Genomic DNA, 16,208 nt, shown 5'->3' on the forward strand with positions numbered 1-16,208 from the left:
TCAGATACTCATCACAAACTGGCCGCTGTCGATGCGCAGCTCGATACCGCTGATGGCGCGGGACTCGTCACTGGCCAGGAACAACACACTGGCGGCCACATCTTCAGGCAGGCACATGCGTCCCATCGGGTCGGCATCGATGGTCAGGCTCCACGGGTCGAGCCCCGCGGGCAGGCCGGCGGTGGTCATGGGCGTAAGGATGCCGTCAGGGTGCAGGGAGTTGCAGCGAATGCGGTATTTGCGCCGGCGGCACAACACCGCCACGGTGCGTGACAGGGCAGCAACGGCGCCTTTGGAAGCGCTGTAGGCAACGTAATCATCGCGTCCGGCCACGGCCGCAATCGAAGACATGTTGATGATGGAGCCGCCCTCACCTTCTTTCATCAGGCTTATGGCAGCGCGACAGCCCAGGAAGACACTGTCGGCATTGATGCGCTGCACCCGTTGCCATTCACTATAGGTGGTATTTTCAATATCACCCTTGAGCAGGATGCCGGCGTTGTTGAACAGGATGTCCAGCCGTGCGTGGTGTTTGCGCACGGTTTCAATGACCCGCGCCCAGTCTGTTTCGCTGCCCGCGTCGTGCTCGACAAACAGCGCCTGGCTGCCGATCTCCTCGGCCAGGGCCAGGCCGCCGGCCACATCGATATCGCTGATCACCACCCGGGCGCCCTCACGGGCCAGCAGCAGCGCCGTGGCCCTGCCTACGCCACTGGCACCGCCAGTGATCAACGCCACCTTGCCTGCAACACGTGCGCTCATGTTTTTGTCCTTTTATTGAGGATGCCGGCTCTGTGGGAGCAGGTTTGCAACCCTTTCTCAAACCGTTTCAAGGGTCTCTCTTTGCGCATTGGCAGTGCTGGCCGCCAGGCCCGCACGACGTCCCGAAAACACACAATCGGCCAACGACAGCCCGCTGATATACAGGTGCGACGCTACGCCAATGGCGGTGCGCCCGGCACTGAACAGGCCGGCAATCGGCTGGCCATTGTTATCGAGCACCGCGCCGTTATTTTCATCGACCTTGAGCCCGCCCAGGGTCAGCGCCCCCAGCGGAAAGATCGGGTTGCCGACGCTGATATCGCAGGCATAGAACGGCCCCTTGTCCAGCACCTGGCGGCTACCTTCAGACTTGCCAAAGGCATCCGGGGCATCACCTCGCGCGGCGGCGTTATAAGCGCGCAGTGCAGCACTCAACTCACCCGCCTGCATGCCACACACATTGGCCAATTTGTCCGGGTTGTCGCCCTTGCGTACCTTGAGCAGCATCAAGGCCAGTGCCGGCAACGCCTGGAACCACCAGTAGCCGCCCAACAGCGCCTGGCGGATCGCCTGTTTGCGCAGACGCGCATCCAGCACCAGCCAGGCCTGGCCCCCCTGTTCATCGCACAGTGGCTGGCCCAGGGTGGCGCCATACACTTCTTCGTTGCAAAAGCGCTGGCCGTTGCTGTTGACCACAATCCCCTTGGGCCAACAGTGCGGCGGGTTGATAAAGCGCCAGGCCGACACCCGGCCCAGCCGCTCGCTTCTGGCCCCCACCGATTGCCCCAGCAGCAAACCGCTGCCGTCGCAGCCGGTGGCACCCACCTTGAAGTTGCGCCGAAAGTTGGGCGCATGATCGCGAATCAACCCGCGATTGAAGATAAAGCCACCGGTACTCAGCACCACCCCGCGCCGGGCGCGGATCAGCAGCGGCTGGCCATGATCACGCTCAAGCGCACTGAGCTTTTGCCGCAGGCGGTCGCAATAACCGGGGGCGAAGTTCTGCAGGCGCTCGGCCCGCGCCGCCAAGCGCTCATGCAAGAGGGCTTCGCGGCTGCCCGCCGGCAAGCTCCAGAATTCGGCACCCACCACCCGGCCGCTGTCATCCACCACCAGGCGCCGCGCCGCTGACTGCAGCAACGGTTGCACCCCGGCCCGCAGGCATGCGGCTTTTAAATGACCGTACAGCACCGCGCCACACTGGCCCTTGCCCACCGTACGATGGCCACGGGGAGCGGGTGCCTGGGTGCCGGCATGGGACGGCACCAGTTCATTGCCCGAGTAATACAAGAAATAGCCATCGGACGGGTATGAGGTCTTCCCTCCCGGCGGCACGCTGTGGGCATAACGCGCGCCGTGGCTTTCGAGCCAGGCCAGGTTGCTGACGCTGTCATCGCAGAATTTGTGCAGGGTGGCATCGCTGACCACGCCCTGGGTTTCATGCTTGAGGTAATCAAACATGGCTTGCGGGCTGTCGCTGAAACCTGCGGCCTGCTGGTGCTGCGTGCCGCCACCGGCGTACACCACCCCTCCGCTCTTGGCACTGGCACCGCCGCCCATGAAGCGGTCGGCAACCATCACCCGGGCGCCAGTACTGCTGGCCTCCAGCGCAGCGCAGGCACCCGCCGCGCCCCAGCCGATCACCAGTACATCGCAGGTGTCATGCCAGTCCCGGGCGCTGAGGCGATCAGCGTGCAGGGGCGCGAGGATCTTGCTGTTGCTGGCGGTTTTTGTGCTCCGGCTCATGACAGCACCCGCACCTTGGCACTGGCCGGTGCCGACACAGCACTGGCGATATGGTTGGCGGCGATATAGCCGAAGGTCATGGCCGGGCCCAGGGTGCCACCGGCACCGGGGTAACTGGTGCCCATCACCGACGCCGAGCAGTTGCCGATGGCATAGAGGCCGGGGATCGGCTGACCGTCTTCGCGCACCACCTGAGCATGACGGTTGGTCAACAGTCCGCCCTTGGTGCCGATATCACCGGCATCCAGGCGCATGGCGTAATACGGGCCTTTGCGCAACGGTGCCAGGCACGGGTTGGGTTTGACATTGCTGTCGCCGTAGTAACGGTCGAACACATTGGCGCCGCGCTCAAAGTCCAGATCGACACCGCTTTGCGCGTAGCCGTTGACCTTTTGCACGGTGTTGGCCAGCCCCTGGGCATCGACGCCGATCTGCATGGCCAGCGCCTCCAGGCTATCGGCCTTCCAGTACACCGTGTTGAGCCATTCCTTGCGCAGACGGCTGTCGGGAACCACCTGGGCCGGCATCAACGGGCCCATCGCGTAGGTATGCCGGAAGTGGCCGTCGAAGATCACCCACGACGGTACCGAGCGGCCATCGGTTTTCTGGTTGTCCTGGTACATGGCATCGACAAATTCCAGGTACGGCGCGGCCTCGTTGACAAAGCGACGGCCCAGGCTGTTGACCACGATGGCCCCCGGGAATGCCCGCTCGGCAAATACGCCACGCGGTTTTTCTTCACCGGGCACGGCGATGGTCGGTGCCCACCAGGCCCAGTCCATCAGCGCGGTGGCGGCGCCAATGTGCATGCCAGCCTCAAGCGCTGCCCCGGTATTGTTGCCCGGTGGCGTGGCACTCCAGCTCGCGCGGGTGGGTTGCGGCAGGTACTTCTCACGCAGGGTCTGGTTTTGCTCAAAACCGCCGGAGCCGAAAATCACTGCGCGCCGGGCCTTGAGTTCCAGCACCTTGCCGCCGGTGGCGACCTTGATCCCGCACACCCGGTCACCGTCGAGCAGCACATCCTGAAAGTCGGTGTTGAGCCACAGCGGCACGTTGCGGTCCATCAGCGAACGCCGCAACGACGCCACCAGCGAGCTGCCCAACGCGGCGCGGCGGTCGTATTTGCTTTTGCGTCGCCATTTGAAATCGAGCTTGTAGCGCGCCATCAACTTGAAAATCAGCCATTGCCAGCCAAAACTGCGCGCCATGGCCTTGTGCGCGTCGCGGGCGGTCCAGGCAATGCGCCCCATCAACAGGGTGGAGGGTGAAGGCTTGCGCAGGTTGGGCAGTTCTTCAGCCAGCAGGCTGGTGTCGAACAGCTCCGGGTCCAGAGTGCGACCGCCAGGCAAGGCGCCGGGCAGTTGCGGGTAGTAATCGGGGTATTTGGCCGCCACGGCATAGCGCACATGGCTACTGGCTGTGAGCTTTTTGATCATCGGCGCGGCGTTGTCCAGATACGCCTGCAGGCGCTGCGGGTCACCGTGTTCACCGGTTGCAGCCTTGAGGTACTGCATGGACAGTTCTGGGCTGTCCTGGCCGCCGATTGCGGCGAAGTAATGGTTGTTGGGGATCCAGATACCGCCGCCGGAAATGGCCGAGGTCCCGCCGTATTTATCACTTTTTTCGACAATCAGAACCGACAGGCCCTGATCAGCCGCAAACAGGGCCGAGGTCATGGCGCCGGCACCGGAGCCGACAACAATTACGTCATAGCTGGACTGAGACTGATCGTGAGCCGTCATTATTGTTATGCCTTGCGCTGAGGTCAGAGGTTTGAAGGTGGATCAGGTCAAACAAACGGGTCTGCGTTGGGCAGGCCCAGTTGCACCAGGCCGTAACTGCGACGGTAGGCCGCCTCGTTATTGGCGATATGCCCGCGGGCCTGGTGCAGGTCGCGGAAGAACCGCGCCACCGGGTTGGTGTGGTACAGGCCAGAGGCGGCCATGCAGCGCAGCAGGTCACTGACCCGGTCGGCACACACATTGGTCACATGAGAGGATTGGTAGCGGTACAGCAAGCGGGTTTCCACATCCGGGTATTCCCCGGCAGCGGCCAGCGCCATCAGGTTGGCGTAGTTGCGCATCAGCACCAGCTTGAGCGAGTCGACGGTGATGATGGCTTCGGCCACGGCGGCCTGTGCCGCAGGGTCTTCGGCGGTTTTGGCACCGTGCTTGCCGATATGCTTGGCCGCGTTGTCACGGAATTCGTTGATGGCGCCTTGCAGGGCGCCCAGGGCCGATGTCGAGACGGCGCGGGCAAACACCTGGGCAAACGGGATGGCGTACATAGGATTGGTGTTGACCAACCGCCCCGGCGTGGCTTCGATGCTGTAGTTATTGGTGCGCTGCACGCGATGGGCCGGGACAAAGGCGTCTTCGACGACGATATCGTGGCTGCCACTGCCGCGCAGGCCCAGCACGTCCCAGTTCTGTTCAATGCGGTAGTCGCTGGCCGGGATCAGGAAAGTACCGTGTTCGGTGGGGCCGGTTTCGTCTTGCGGCACAATACCGCCGAGCAGGCACCATTGGGCATGCTGGCTGCCACTGGAGAACCCCCAGCGCCCGCTGACCTGATAGCCACCCTTGACCGGGGTGACCTTGGCCACCGGCATATAGGTGGAGGCCACCAGCACCGAGCTGTCTTCGCCCCACACATCGCGCTGGGCCTCAACCGGGTAGCGAGCCAGTTGCCACGGGTGTACGCCGACCACGCCGAAGACCCAGGCAGTGGACATGCAGCCTTCGGCCAAGGTCATTTGAATCTCGAAAAAGGTGCGCAGATCGACTTCATGGCCGCCCCACATTTTCGGTTGCAGGGCGCGAAACAAACCGGCTTCCTGCATGTCACGAATGGTTTCGTCGGGCAGCTTGCAATCCTTGTCCGCCTGGGCTGAACGGCTTTTGAGTGCGGGGATCAGATCACGCGCACGTTGCAGCAGCTCAAGCTCAATCGGACTTTTCTCTCGTATCTGATCCATCCGTGTGTTCTCCGTCAGTCTCTCGCTGCGCGAATGCGCGGGCGGTGTGTGACGAATAATCCCGCCAGCGGGGTTGGCGATCATCGTCAAAGCGGACTAGTCGCCAGATCGCGGTGAGGTTGACCCTCTCCCTGGGGGCGAGGGTCAGGCTGAGGGCGCGTTTAAACCACCGGCAACTTGGCAAACGGCCGGTCCTGCTCGATCTGCGCCCCCAGGCGCAGCAACACGTCTTCACCGCCCAGTGGCGCCGTAAACATCATGCCAATGGGCAGACCGCTGTCGCTCATGCCCACCGGCAATGACAATGCAGGCTGCCCGCTGACATTGGCCAGCACGGTAAAGGCCGCGCTGCCCATCGCATTATGGGCGTAGCTGTCCCAGGGCTGATCGAGGCTCAGCAGGCCCAGATCGGGGGTGACATTGGCCGTCACCGGCGACAGGATCACATCAAAGGCCTGGAACTGATCTTCCATATAACCGCCAATGCCTTCGAACGACTGGCGCGCCCGGTACAAGCCCTCCCCCGTGACCTTTTGCGCATTGCCCAGCACCACCTGGGTGATGCGCTCATAGTCATCGGCCGTGGCACTGCGGCCCAGTACCTGTTCGCGGTCGCGCACCATGGTCAGCAGGGCATCGCCAATCACCGAACCGTGGGCACCGAACAGCTGGCGCGGGTCGATATTCAGGCGCAGCTCTTGCACCTCATGGCCCTGGGCGGCCAGGCGCCGGGCGGTGTCGTCCAGTACCCTGGCCACGGCCGGGTCCAATGGCGCGCCGGTCAACGAGTCACGCACCAGGCCGATGCGCAAACGACCGGGAGCAGCACGCAACTCTTCAACATACGGGCGCACCAGCGGCTTGGCCCAGTACGGGCTGCCCGCCTCATGCCCCTGCCCCACATCCATAAACAGCGCCATATCGCGCAGGTTGCGCGACACCACATTGGCCACGCTGGCACCAAACCAGCCTTCGTATTTGCCCGGGCCGCTGGGGGTGCGGTAGCGCGTGGGCTTGAGCCCGACCAGGCCGCAGTAGGACGCCGGGATACGGATCGAACCACCGCCGTCAGTGGCATGGGCCACCGGCACAATACCTGCGGCTACCGCCGAAGCCGCCCCCCCGGACGAGCCGCCGGCGCTTTTGCCCAGGTTCCAGGGGTTGCGGGTCTGCCCCCAGAGCAAAGATTCGGTGGTGGTGGTCAGGCCGAATTCCGGGCAAGTGGTCTTGCCAAACGGTACGGCACCGGCCGCCTGATAACGGGCAATCAGGGTGCTGGTGTGGGGCGCTGGCGGCGCGTCCTTGTACAGGCGGCAGCCGTTGCTGGTGGGGGTGCCTTGCAGGTAGGTGTTGAGGTCCTTGATCAGGATCGGCACCCCGGCCAGGGCGCCGCTGCTGGCCACGCCAGCGGTACTGCGGGCCTTGAGCAATGCCTGGGCATAATCGTCGTGGCGCATATTGACGGCATTGACCTTGGGGTTGACCGCATCACAGCGGGCCATAGCCGCAGCCAGCAGGTGTTCGGGTCTCAGCTCACCCTTTTGCACGGCGCGGGCCATCTCCGTGGCATCCATTGCCAGATACTCGGCGGGTGAAATGGCTGTGCTACTGGCGGCATTGGCAAACCGTCCCAGCAGGCCCGCGCCCACGGCCAGGGCGCCAGCCTTGAGCACATGGCGACGGGGCCAGCCGGCAGGTTGTTCAGGTGTTTCGGCAGGGTTTGGCAAGGTCAATCTCCACAACAGTTATTGTTTTTATAAAACCATCTGTCTTGACCTGTGGGGGCGGACTTGCTCGCGATGCCATCGACGGGCTGATGCTGACAAACCGCGCCGCCTGCATCGCGAGCAAGCCCGCTCCCACAGTAGAAAGTTGAGGGGGATCAGTCGGCTGTGACCATCGCCTGCATGGTGGGCAAGAAGTGCTCGCCGTAAGGCGGCAGCAAGCCCCATTCGCGGCGTGGGTCATGGGCCGGGGCCTTGTACACGGTGCGCATATGGCTGAATTGCAGAAAGCCTTCACGGCCGTGGTAATGACCCATGCCCGAGGCGCCAATGCCGCCAAACGGCGCATCGTGCAAGGCCGCATGCATCATCACGTCGTTGATGCTGACCCCACCGGAAATCGTGTGCTGCAGCACATAGCGCTGCTCTTCTTCACTCTGACCGAAGTAGTACAGCGCCAACGGGCGCTCGCGCGAATGGATGTCATCCAGTGCCCGCTCAAGGTGCTCATAAGGCAATAGCACCAGCGCCGGGCCGAAGATTTCTTCCTGCAGGATGCGGCTGTCGCGAGGTGGCTTGATCACCACTTGCAGGGGGCGTCGACGTGAAGCGCCAGTGTCCAACTGCACTGGCGGGAAATGCTCGACCCGGGCCCCCCGTTCGCGGGCGTCTTGCACATAACTTTCGATGCGCTGCAAATGCCGGTCATTGACCACCGCCACCACGTCCGGGTTGCCTTGTGTGGTGGGCAGCAGCTCGCTGTAAGCCGCGCCCAGCAGAGCGAGAAAATCCTCCAGTTGCTCACGGGGCACATAGACCACGTCCGGGTTGATACAGATCTGCCCGCCGTTGTTGGCCTTGGCCACGGCAATGCTGAAGGCCGCCTTGGCCAGGTCGGCACTGCGGGAAATGATCACCGGGGACTTGCCCCCCAGCTCCAGGGTCAGGGGCACCAGGTTCTCGGCTGCATTGCGCATCACCGAGCGCGCGACTGCGGTGCTGCCGGTAAAGACCAGATGGTCGAAAGGTTGTGCGGTAAACACCTGCGCCAACTGCGCATCACCGTTGACCACCGCGACTTCCAGCGGGTCGAACAACTCGGCAAACGCCTGGGCCAGCACCTGCGCCGTGCGCGGCACCACTTCCGAGGGTTTGAGGATCGCCCGGTTGCCCGCCGCCAATACACAGGCCAAGGGGCTGAGCAAGGTGAACAGCGGTGCATTCCAGGTACCCAGAATACCGATGGAACCTTTGGGCTGGTGCATGACCCAGGCCTTGGCGCCCAGCTGATCATAGGGCGCGAACACTTGGCGTGGCTCGTCTTCGAGCCAATGGCCGAGATGGTCGCGGGCGTATTTGAGCGATGCCAGTGAACCCAGCACATCATTCATCAAGGAAAAGCCCTGGGGCCTGCCGCCAAAATCGGCGTCCATCGCCTCGACCAAGGGTTGCTGAAAACGCACCAGCAGCTCTATCACCCGCTGAATCCGCTCGCGGCGCTGTTCGGCACTGACAGGGCCGGCCGCAATAAAGGCTTTTTTCTGCGCCGCCAACAGGCTGGACAGCTGTTCTGGGGCAGTGCTGCTGAACGTCATGGGCAAGTCCTCTGATACACGGGTTCGATGAGCCGACGCTAGCGAACTGTGCCCCGTACTGCCTCGTCCGATCGGACGATAATCGGCTGTATTCGTTAGTCCATTAAGACGATGTAGTGCCCCGCCACGAGGCGAATACTGCCAGCACGAAAATTCAATCCATGGGGTTCGTCATGGCAATGCAAAGCAGCTTTGACCCGCAGGCCTTCCGTACCGCACTGGGCACGTTCACCACCGGGGTGACGATCATCACCACCCAGGCCGAAGACGGCTCGCCCATCGGCATTACGGCCAACAGTTTCAACTCGGTATCGCTCAACCCGCCGCTGGTGCTGTGGAGCCTGGCCAAGTCCGCTCGCAGTTTGCCGGTGTTCAGTTCGGGCAAGCACTGGAACGTGCATGTGCTGTCCACCGAACAGGAGCCGCTGTCCGGTCGTTTTGCCATGCAGGGCGAGAACAAGTTTGCCGAGATCGAACTCGACAACGGCATCAGCGAAGCGCCGCTGTTGCAGGACTGCACCGCACGTTTTCAGTGCCGCACCGCCTTTCAATACGAAGGCGGCGACCATGTGATATTCGTTGGTGAAGTGCTTGCCTTCGATCACAGCGACCGCGCCCCGCTGGCTTTTCAAAGCGGCCAATATGCCCTGGCCACCCGCAAGCCGCGCAGCGAACTGCGCCTGGCAACCACCCCGCCACCGCCTGAATGCAGCTACACCGAGGACCTGCTCGGCTACCTGCTGGGCCGCGCCCACTACCAGTTGCTCGACGCCCTGCATCGCCTGCTGAGCAATCAGCAACTGGACGAGCATGCGTTCTTTATCCTGTCGGTGCTGTGTATCCGCGACAACCTTACCCTCAACGAAATCAATACGTTCGTCAGCTACACCGGGCATGTGGTCAGCGTGGCAAGCATGCGTTTTCTCGAAAAGCAGAATCTGGTCGCCCTCGAGGGCAGCCAGCAGCAACCGCGCTATGTGCTGACCGCCACTGGCCGTGAGGCTTCATTGCAACAGTTGGCGCTGGCCAAGGCGGTGGAAGAAAACGTATCGGCCAAACTGGGGCCCGGTGATGCCCAGGCGCTCAAAGTGCTGCTCAAGCGCCTGATTGCCGCCAGTGATCCTGGCCTGCCTGACCTGTGGGCGCCCCGCCAATAAAAAAGGACCCGTTATGAACATTATTCAACGCTTCAACCTCAGCGGCTGCGTGGCCGTGATCACCGGCGGCGGTCGCGGCATTGGCCGCGGCATCGCCCTGGCCTACGCTGAAGCCGGCGCAGATGTGGTCCTGGCGGCCCGCACCCTGGCCGACGTCGAAGCCGTGGCCGAAGAAGTACGCGCCCTCGGCCGCCGGGCCCTGGCCCTGAGCTGCGACGTAAATGACAGCGAACAGCGCAGCGCTCTGGTCACCCAGGCCCGCGAGCAGATGGGCCGTATCACCCACCTGGTGAACAACGCAGGCGGCGCCGGGCCCAATGACCCCTTGACCCTGAGCGTGGAGCGTTTTGAGGAAATCATGCGTTTCAACGTCTCCTCGGCCTACCACCTGAGCCAGCTGTGCGTGCCGCACATGCGCGAGGCGGGCCAGGGCAACATCATCAATATCACCTCGGGGGCCGCGCGTTATGCGCAAACCCAGTTCAGCGCCTACGGCACTGCCAAGGCCGCGTTGAGCCATATGACCCGCCTGCTGGCCCAGGACTTTGCGCCGCAGGTCAGGGTCAACGGCATAGCCCCCGGCCCGGTACTGACTGCTGCCCTCAATGGCGTGCTGCCGGTGGCCATGCGCGACGGCATGATCAAGGCCACGCCGCTGCAAAGCCTGGGCGAAGTTGAAGACATCGCCGCTGCGGCACTGTACCTGGCCAGCCCGGCATCGCGCTGGGTCACCGGCAAGATCCTGGAAGTGGACGGCGGCGCCGAATCGAGCGTCTGGCCGGGTTGAGCCACCGGACACAAAAACGGTGGGAGCGGGCTTGCTCGCGATGGAATCAACGCGGTCTGCCTGAAAGACCTCACCGCCTGCATCGCGAGTAAGCCCGCTCCCACAAAGCGTTTTCTGGCGTTTAAGAGAGCCAATTTATGGACACACAGTTGATTGAAGCCCTGGGCGACGAGCTGTTTCACGCCCTGCGTGAACGCCGCAGCCTGCAGCCATTGACCGCCCGCTACCCGGACTTGAGCCTGGACACTGCCTACCGCATTTCCCTGCGCTTTTTGCAGCGCCGCCAGGCCTTGGGCGAGCAAGTGGTCGGCAAAAAAATCGGCGTTACCAGCCGTGCCGTGCAGGAAATGCTCGATGTACACCAGCCCGATTTCGGTTTTTTGACTGACCGCATGCAAGTCGCCGACAACAGCGACGTCAGCTTCGCCGCCCACCAGTTGGTGCAGCCACGAGCTGAAGGCGAAATCGCCTTTATCCTCGGCGAAGACCTGCACGGCCCCGGTATCACCGCCGAAGACGTGATGGCGGCCAGCCAATGGGTAGTGCCGTGCTTCGAGATTGTCGACTCGCGCATTGCCGACTGGAAAATCCGCATTCAGGACACCGTGGCCGACAACGCTTCCTGCGGCGTATTCGCCCTGGGTGAACAACGCATCAACCCACGCGAACTGGACCTGGCCAAGGTCGAGCTGCATCTGCTGAAAAACGGCCAGCCCGCCGGTCATGGCTTCGGCTCGGCAGTACAGGGCCACCCCTGCGAGGCCGTGGCCTGGCTGGCCAATACCCTGGGCAAGTTCGATATTCCGTTTCGCAAGGGCGAAATCATCCTCTCCGGCGCACTGGCGCCGCTGGTGCCGGTGCAACCCGGCGATGAGGTCAGCCTGACCCTCAGCGGCCTGGGCTCTGCCCGCCTGCGCTTTGTGCCCTAACCCCCGTTCGAGACCTTTCCCATGAGCAAAAAGATCAAATGCGCCCTGATCGGGCCGGGCAATATCGGCACCGACCTGCTCTACAAATTGCTGCGCAGCGAGGTGCTGGAACCGGTATGGATGGTGGGCATCGACGCCACCTCCGAAGGCCTGAGCCGCGCCCGCGAAATGGGCCTCAAGACCACCAGTGACGGGGTCGACGGCCTGTTGCCCCATGTGCTGGCAGACAATATCCAGATCGCCTTCGATGCCACCTCGGCTTATGTGCATGCTGAAAACAGCCGCAAACTCAACGAGCTGGGCGTGCTGATGATTGACCTGACGCCCGCCGCCATTGGCCCGTATTGCGTACCGCCGGTCAACCTCAAGGCCAACCTCAAGCGCGGCGCGATGAACGTCAATATGGTCACCTGCGGCGGCCAGGCCACCATTCCGCTGGTGGCGGCCGTGTCCAGCGTACAGCCGGTGGCTTACGCCGAAATCGTCGCCACTGCCGCGTCCAAATCGGTGGGCCCGGGCACGCGCAAGAATATCGACGAATTCACCCGCACCACGGCCAGTGCCATCGAACAGGTAGGCGGAGCGAAAAAGGGCAAGGCGATCATTATCGTCAACCCCGCCGAGCCGCCGCTGATCATGCGCGATACCGTGCATTGCCTGACTGAAACCGAGCCGGATCAAGCCGCGATCAGCCTCGCCATCGCCACCATGATCGAGCAGGTGCAGCAGTATGTGCCGGGCTACAAGCTGGTCAACGGCCCGGTGTTTGACGGCAACCGGGTATCGATTTTCATGGAGGTCGAAGGCCTCGGCGACTACCTGCCCAAGTACGCCGGCAACCTGGACATCATGACCGCCGCCGCTGCGCGCACCGCCGAGATGTTCGCCGAGGAAATCCTCAAGGGCGAGCTGCAACTCAAGGCATCCGCCCCTCAACCTGCCCTCGCTTAAGGAGCCGATCATGGATCTTCGCGGCAAAAAAATTACCGTGCATGACATGTGCCTGCGCGACGGCATGCACCCCAAGCGTCACCAGATCACCCTGCAGCAGATGAAAGACATTGCCTGCGGCCTCGATGCTGCGGGCGTGCCCCTGATCGAAGTCACCCACGGCGATGGCCTGGGCGGCAGTTCGGTGAACTACGGCTTCCCGGCGCACACCGATGAGCAGTACCTGTCGGCGGTGATTCCGATGCTCAAGCAGGCCAGGGTCTCGGCCCTGCTGCTGCCCGGCATCGGCACGGTGGACCATCTGCAAATGGCTTACGAGCTGGGGGTCAACACCATTCGCGTGGCGACCCATTGCACCGAAGCCGACGTGTCCGAGCAGCATATTTCCTATGCGCGCAAGCTGGGCATGGACACCGTGGGGTTTCTGATGATGGCCCATATGAACAGCCCCGAGGGCCTGGTCAAACAGGGCAAGTTGATGGAGAGCTTCGGCGCCAACTGCGTATACCTCACTGACTCAGCAGGCTACATGCTGCCCCACGATATCCAGGCCCGGGTCGCGGCCCTGCGTGCAGCCCTGCACCCGGATACCGAGATCGGCTTTCACGGCCATCACAACCTGTCGATGGGCGTGTCCAACTCCATCGCGGCCATCGAAGCCGGCGCCACGCGCATTGATGCTGCGGCTGCCGGGCTGGGTGCCGGTGCGGGCAATACGCCGATGGAAATCCTGGTGGCGGTGTGTGACCGCATGGGCATTGAAACCGGGGTCAGCGTGTTCGGCATTCAGGACGTGGCCGAGGATCTGGTGGTGCCGATCATGGACTTCCCGATCCGCAGCGACCGCGACGCCCTGACCATGGGCTACGCCGGGGTGTATGGCTCGTTCCTGCTGTTTGCCAAGCGCGCCGAGAAAAAGTACGGCGTGCCGGCCCGGGAAATCCTCGTGGAGATGGGCCGTCGCGGCATGGTGGGCGGTCAGGAAGACATGATCGAAGACACTGCCATGACCCTGGCGCGCCAGCGGGCCTGAGGCATCGCACCTTGCCGAAGGCGCTGACCGGGTCAGCGCCTTCGGCGTTTTTATCTGACAGGAAACCCACCATGTCCAACGCTCATGTCGGCTGGCGCAGCCATGCTTTGCTGTTATTGCTGGCGGCGGTGTTTGCCGACAATTTTGTCGGGCGCCAGATTCTGGCCGTGATGATTGAGCCGATCAAAGCCGAATTCGGCGTCAGTGACACGGCGATGGGGCTGATTTCCGGCCTGGCCTTTGCCGCGGTCTTTGCCCTGCTGGCCTTGCCCGCCGGGCGCCTGGCCGACCGTATGGTACGCACCCGCTTGCTGGCGATCGCCTGTTTGCTGTGGGCCGTGGCCACCCTGCTGTGCGGGCTGGCAGTGAGTTTCTGGATGCTCGCCCTGGCACGCATGGCCGTGGCGGTGAGCGAGTCGCCGACCACCTCGACCTCGATGTCGATCATTGCCGACCTGTACCCGCCCCATCGCCGTTCGTTTGCCATCAGTTGCTTCACTGCGGCACCGACCTTCTCTGCGGTGATCGGCCTGAGCCTGGGCGCCTGGGTGGTCGAACAGTATGGCTGGCGCACCGCATTTATCGCGATCGGCATGCCGGCACTGTTGTTCTCCACGCTGCTGGCCTTTGTGGCGAAGGACCCGGCGCGGGGCCGCTGGGACCTGGCCAGCGCCCATGCGGCCCACCCGTTGCAGAGCCTGGGCAAGGAAGCGCGCAAACTCTGGGCCCTGCCCGCCTACCGCTGCCTGGTCATGGCAGGCGGCTTGACCACCCTGGGCTCGTATGCGATCGGCATGTGGAACACCAGTTTTCTGGTGCGCTCCCACGGCTTGTCACTGCAACATGCAGGGCTGCTGGCGGGTTTTATCTGTGGAGGCTTTGCCGGGATCGGCGCCTTGTTCAGCGGCTGGCTAAGTGACCACCTGACCCGACGCAACCCGTACTGGCAAGTGGGTATTCCGGTGATCGGGCATGTCACGGCACTCAGTGCACTGTTCGCGTACCTGTTATGGCCAAACACGGTGTGGCTGCATGTGGCCAGCGTGCCGGTACCCAGTGCGATGCTGCTGTGCGCGCTCTACAGCTTTTTTTCGGTGTGGTGGGTTGCGCCGTCATTCAACCTGATCACCCAGTTGGTCCCGGCCAATCGCCGGGGTACGGCGATGGCTTTGCAGACCATTATTTCGACCCTGCTGGGCATTGGCCTGGGGCCATTGCTGGCCGGTTTGCTCAGCGATGCCCTGCAGCCGGCGTTCGGTATTGAATCGCTGCGTTATGCATTGCTGCTGGTGAGCCTGCCGGTGGCAGGTGCGATCATGCTGCTGATTCGCACCGCCAGCCATGCCGGGCAAAACCGCTATATGCATGCAGAACGGGCGGTATAGTCCTCGACAAACTGGCGTGTCAGCTCAAAGGACGACAGTTCGGCGGTGCGCCCGGGGCTCAGGGGGAAACCCTGGCCGGCCCAGAGGTTGATAAAGTCGCCGCTGTCAGCGGCAGACTTGGCCTTGAGCGGCAACAGTACGCCCCCGGCCAACGGAAAGGCTGGCGCCTGGGGATTGATCGGGCCCAGTTCGCGCATCACCCGATTGACGATGCCCCGTGCTGGCCGCCCGGTAAACAAGTTGGTGAGCGCGGTGTCACTGGCACTCGCCTCGCGTAACGCGCGGTGATGAGCCTGGGCCAGTTTTGCCTCGGGGCAAAACAGGTAGGCGGTGCCGATTTGCACCGCACTGGCGCCCAGGGCAAACGCCGCCGCAATCCCTCGCGCATCGGCGATACCGCCTGCGGCGATCACCGGCACCGACACGGCATCGACGATCTGCGGCACCAGGGCGAAGGTGCCGATTTGCGTGGTCAGTTCACGGTGCAGGAACATCGCCCGATGCCCGCCCGCTTCGTAACCCATAGCGATAATCGCGTCACAGCCGTGGTGCTCCAGCCATTGCGCCTCGTCAACCGTCGTGGCCGAACTGAGCACCTTGGCCCCGCTGGCCTTGACCCTGGCCACAAACTCCGGCGCCGGCAGGGCGAAATGAAAGCTCACCACTTCGGGGCGCAGTTCCTCGACGAGGGCGCAGGTGGCGTCATCGAATGGCGCGCGGCTGGATACCGGGGTCGGCGCGTCATAGTCGGCGCCGAGTTCGCTGTAGTATGGCTTGAACAGCGACTTCCAGTGCTCGATAGCGGCCTCGTCGTACTCCGGGGGCTGGTGGCAAAAGAAGTTCAGGTTAAGCGGCTGGTCGCAGGCCGCGCGAAAAGCGGCCACCTCGCTGCGAATGGCATCAAGGCTCAACGTGGCACAGGCCAGGGAACCCAGCCCTCCGGCCTTTGCGACGCCGATCATGATATCGGCGCCAGCGCCCAGCATCGGTGCCTGGATCAGGGGGTGGGCAATGCCCAGCAGATCGGTGAAGCGCGAATCGGGCCAGCAGCTCATAAGGGCTCTCACGGTCGACAATCGAGAGCTGGATACTAGGGGGTCGGCTGCGGATGAGGCAAGTGGCCCAAGACTATGTAGCCGCTGAGGAGCGAAGCGAGGCTGCG

At 63.2% G+C, this 16,208-nt stretch carries 13 protein-coding genes; 6 read left to right on the top strand and 7 right to left on the bottom strand.

The window, feature by feature from the left end; translation table 11 throughout:
• The 6 genes from AB3G35_RS16870 to AB3G35_RS16895 form a co-directional block, all read right to left on the bottom strand.
• Positions 1–762 (bottom strand): SDR family oxidoreductase, encoded by a 762-nt coding sequence (locus AB3G35_RS16870; RefSeq protein WP_369781792.1) that lies wholly within the window; start codon positions 760–762, stop codon positions 1–3.
• Positions 763–819: 57 nt separating this feature from the next.
• Entirely contained in the window at positions 820–2,508 is a 1,689-nt protein-coding gene (locus AB3G35_RS16875; RefSeq protein ID WP_134048769.1) for an FAD-binding protein, read from the bottom strand.
• Positions 2,505–4,250, bottom strand: a complete 1,746-nt coding sequence (locus AB3G35_RS16880; RefSeq protein ID WP_095003591.1) for an FAD-binding protein — start codon at positions 4,248–4,250, stop codon at positions 2,505–2,507. Before AB3G35_RS16880 ends, AB3G35_RS16875 begins: the two co-directional genes overlap by 4 nt.
• Positions 4,251–4,297: 47 nt before the next feature.
• A complete protein-coding gene (locus AB3G35_RS16885) occupies positions 4,298–5,485 on the bottom strand; it encodes an acyl-CoA dehydrogenase family protein (RefSeq protein ID WP_086797540.1) in 1,188 nt (395 codons plus the stop codon).
• Between the two features lie 161 nt (positions 5,486–5,646).
• Positions 5,647–7,212 (bottom strand): amidase, encoded by a 1,566-nt coding sequence (locus AB3G35_RS16890; RefSeq protein WP_369781793.1) that lies wholly within the window; start codon positions 7,210–7,212, stop codon positions 5,647–5,649.
• Positions 7,213–7,367: 155 nt separating this feature from the next.
• Positions 7,368–8,804 (bottom strand): coniferyl aldehyde dehydrogenase, encoded by a 1,437-nt coding sequence (locus tag AB3G35_RS16895; RefSeq protein ID WP_369781794.1) that lies wholly within the window; start codon positions 8,802–8,804, stop codon positions 7,368–7,370.
• Between the two features lie 173 nt (positions 8,805–8,977).
• Here AB3G35_RS16895 and AB3G35_RS16900 point away from each other — a divergent pair, with 173 nt between their 5' ends.
• The 6 genes from AB3G35_RS16900 (at position 8,978) to AB3G35_RS16925 (ending at position 15,046) form a co-directional block, all read left to right on the top strand.
• A complete protein-coding gene (locus AB3G35_RS16900) occupies positions 8,978–9,961 on the top strand; it encodes a flavin reductase family protein (protein WP_016781271.1) in 984 nt (327 codons plus the stop codon).
• Positions 9,962–9,974: 13 nt separating this feature from the next.
• A complete protein-coding gene (locus tag AB3G35_RS16905; protein WP_016781272.1) occupies positions 9,975–10,748 on the top strand; it encodes a glucose 1-dehydrogenase in 774 nt (257 codons plus the stop codon).
• A gap of 137 nt (positions 10,749–10,885) precedes the next feature.
• Complete coding sequence (locus AB3G35_RS16910; protein WP_016781273.1) at positions 10,886–11,677, top strand: fumarylacetoacetate hydrolase family protein; 792 nt, start codon at positions 10,886–10,888, stop codon at positions 11,675–11,677.
• 21 nt (positions 11,678–11,698) lie between these two features.
• Positions 11,699–12,628 carry an acetaldehyde dehydrogenase (acetylating) gene (locus AB3G35_RS16915; RefSeq protein ID WP_016781274.1) on the top strand — a complete coding sequence of 310 codons (930 nt, stop codon included), beginning with the start codon at positions 11,699–11,701 and terminating at the stop codon, positions 12,626–12,628.
• A gap of 10 nt (positions 12,629–12,638) precedes the next feature.
• Positions 12,639–13,661 (top strand): 4-hydroxy-2-oxovalerate aldolase, encoded by a 1,023-nt coding sequence (dmpG, locus tag AB3G35_RS16920; RefSeq protein ID WP_016781275.1) that lies wholly within the window; start codon positions 12,639–12,641, stop codon positions 13,659–13,661.
• Positions 13,662–13,732: 71 nt separating this feature from the next.
• Positions 13,733–15,046, top strand: a complete 1,314-nt coding sequence (locus tag AB3G35_RS16925; RefSeq protein ID WP_369781795.1) for an MFS transporter — start codon at positions 13,733–13,735, stop codon at positions 15,044–15,046.
• On the opposite strand, the gene AB3G35_RS16930 is transcribed toward AB3G35_RS16925, so the two are convergent.
• Positions 15,019–16,101 carry an NAD(P)H-dependent flavin oxidoreductase gene (locus AB3G35_RS16930; RefSeq protein WP_369781796.1) on the bottom strand — a complete coding sequence of 361 codons (1,083 nt, stop codon included), beginning with the start codon at positions 16,099–16,101 and terminating at the stop codon, positions 15,019–15,021. The genes AB3G35_RS16925 and AB3G35_RS16930 overlap by 28 nt on opposite strands.
• Positions 16,102–16,208: the final 107 nt, after the last annotated feature.

The organism is Pseudomonas sp. WC2401 (genome assembly GCF_041200115.1).
GTDB classification, from domain to species: domain Bacteria; phylum Pseudomonadota; class Gammaproteobacteria; order Pseudomonadales; family Pseudomonadaceae; genus Aquipseudomonas; species Aquipseudomonas fragi.

What these genes read in the sequence shown, in the direction of transcription:
- AB3G35_RS16900 (WP_016781271.1), top strand. Translation starts at nt 8,978, where the DNA reads ATGGCAATGCAAAGCAGCTTTGACCCGCAGGCCTTCCGTACCGCACTG.
- dmpG (WP_016781275.1), top strand. Translation starts at nt 12,639, where the DNA reads ATGGATCTTCGCGGCAAAAAAATTACCGTGCATGACATGTGCCTGCGC.
- AB3G35_RS16875 (WP_134048769.1), bottom strand. Translation starts at nt 2,508, where the DNA reads ATGAGCCGGAGCACAAAAACCGCCAGCAACAGCAAGATCCTCGCGCCC.
- AB3G35_RS16885 (WP_086797540.1), bottom strand. Translation starts at nt 5,485, where the DNA reads ATGGATCAGATACGAGAGAAAAGTCCGATTGAGCTTGAGCTGCTGCAA.
- AB3G35_RS16915 (WP_016781274.1), top strand. Translation starts at nt 11,699, where the DNA reads ATGAGCAAAAAGATCAAATGCGCCCTGATCGGGCCGGGCAATATCGGC.
- AB3G35_RS16895 (WP_369781794.1), bottom strand. Translation starts at nt 8,804, where the DNA reads ATGACGTTCAGCAGCACTGCCCCAGAACAGCTGTCCAGCCTGTTGGCG.
- AB3G35_RS16905 (WP_016781272.1), top strand. Translation starts at nt 9,975, where the DNA reads ATGAACATTATTCAACGCTTCAACCTCAGCGGCTGCGTGGCCGTGATC.
- AB3G35_RS16880 (WP_095003591.1), bottom strand. Translation starts at nt 4,250, where the DNA reads ATGACGGCTCACGATCAGTCTCAGTCCAGCTATGACGTAATTGTTGTC.
- AB3G35_RS16870 (WP_369781792.1), bottom strand. Translation starts at nt 762, where the DNA reads ATGAGCGCACGTGTTGCAGGCAAGGTGGCGTTGATCACTGGCGGTGCC.
- AB3G35_RS16930 (WP_369781796.1), bottom strand. Translation starts at nt 16,101, where the DNA reads ATGAGCTGCTGGCCCGATTCGCGCTTCACCGATCTGCTGGGCATTGCC.
- AB3G35_RS16925 (WP_369781795.1), top strand. Translation starts at nt 13,733, where the DNA reads ATGTCCAACGCTCATGTCGGCTGGCGCAGCCATGCTTTGCTGTTATTG.
- AB3G35_RS16910 (WP_016781273.1), top strand. Translation starts at nt 10,886, where the DNA reads ATGGACACACAGTTGATTGAAGCCCTGGGCGACGAGCTGTTTCACGCC.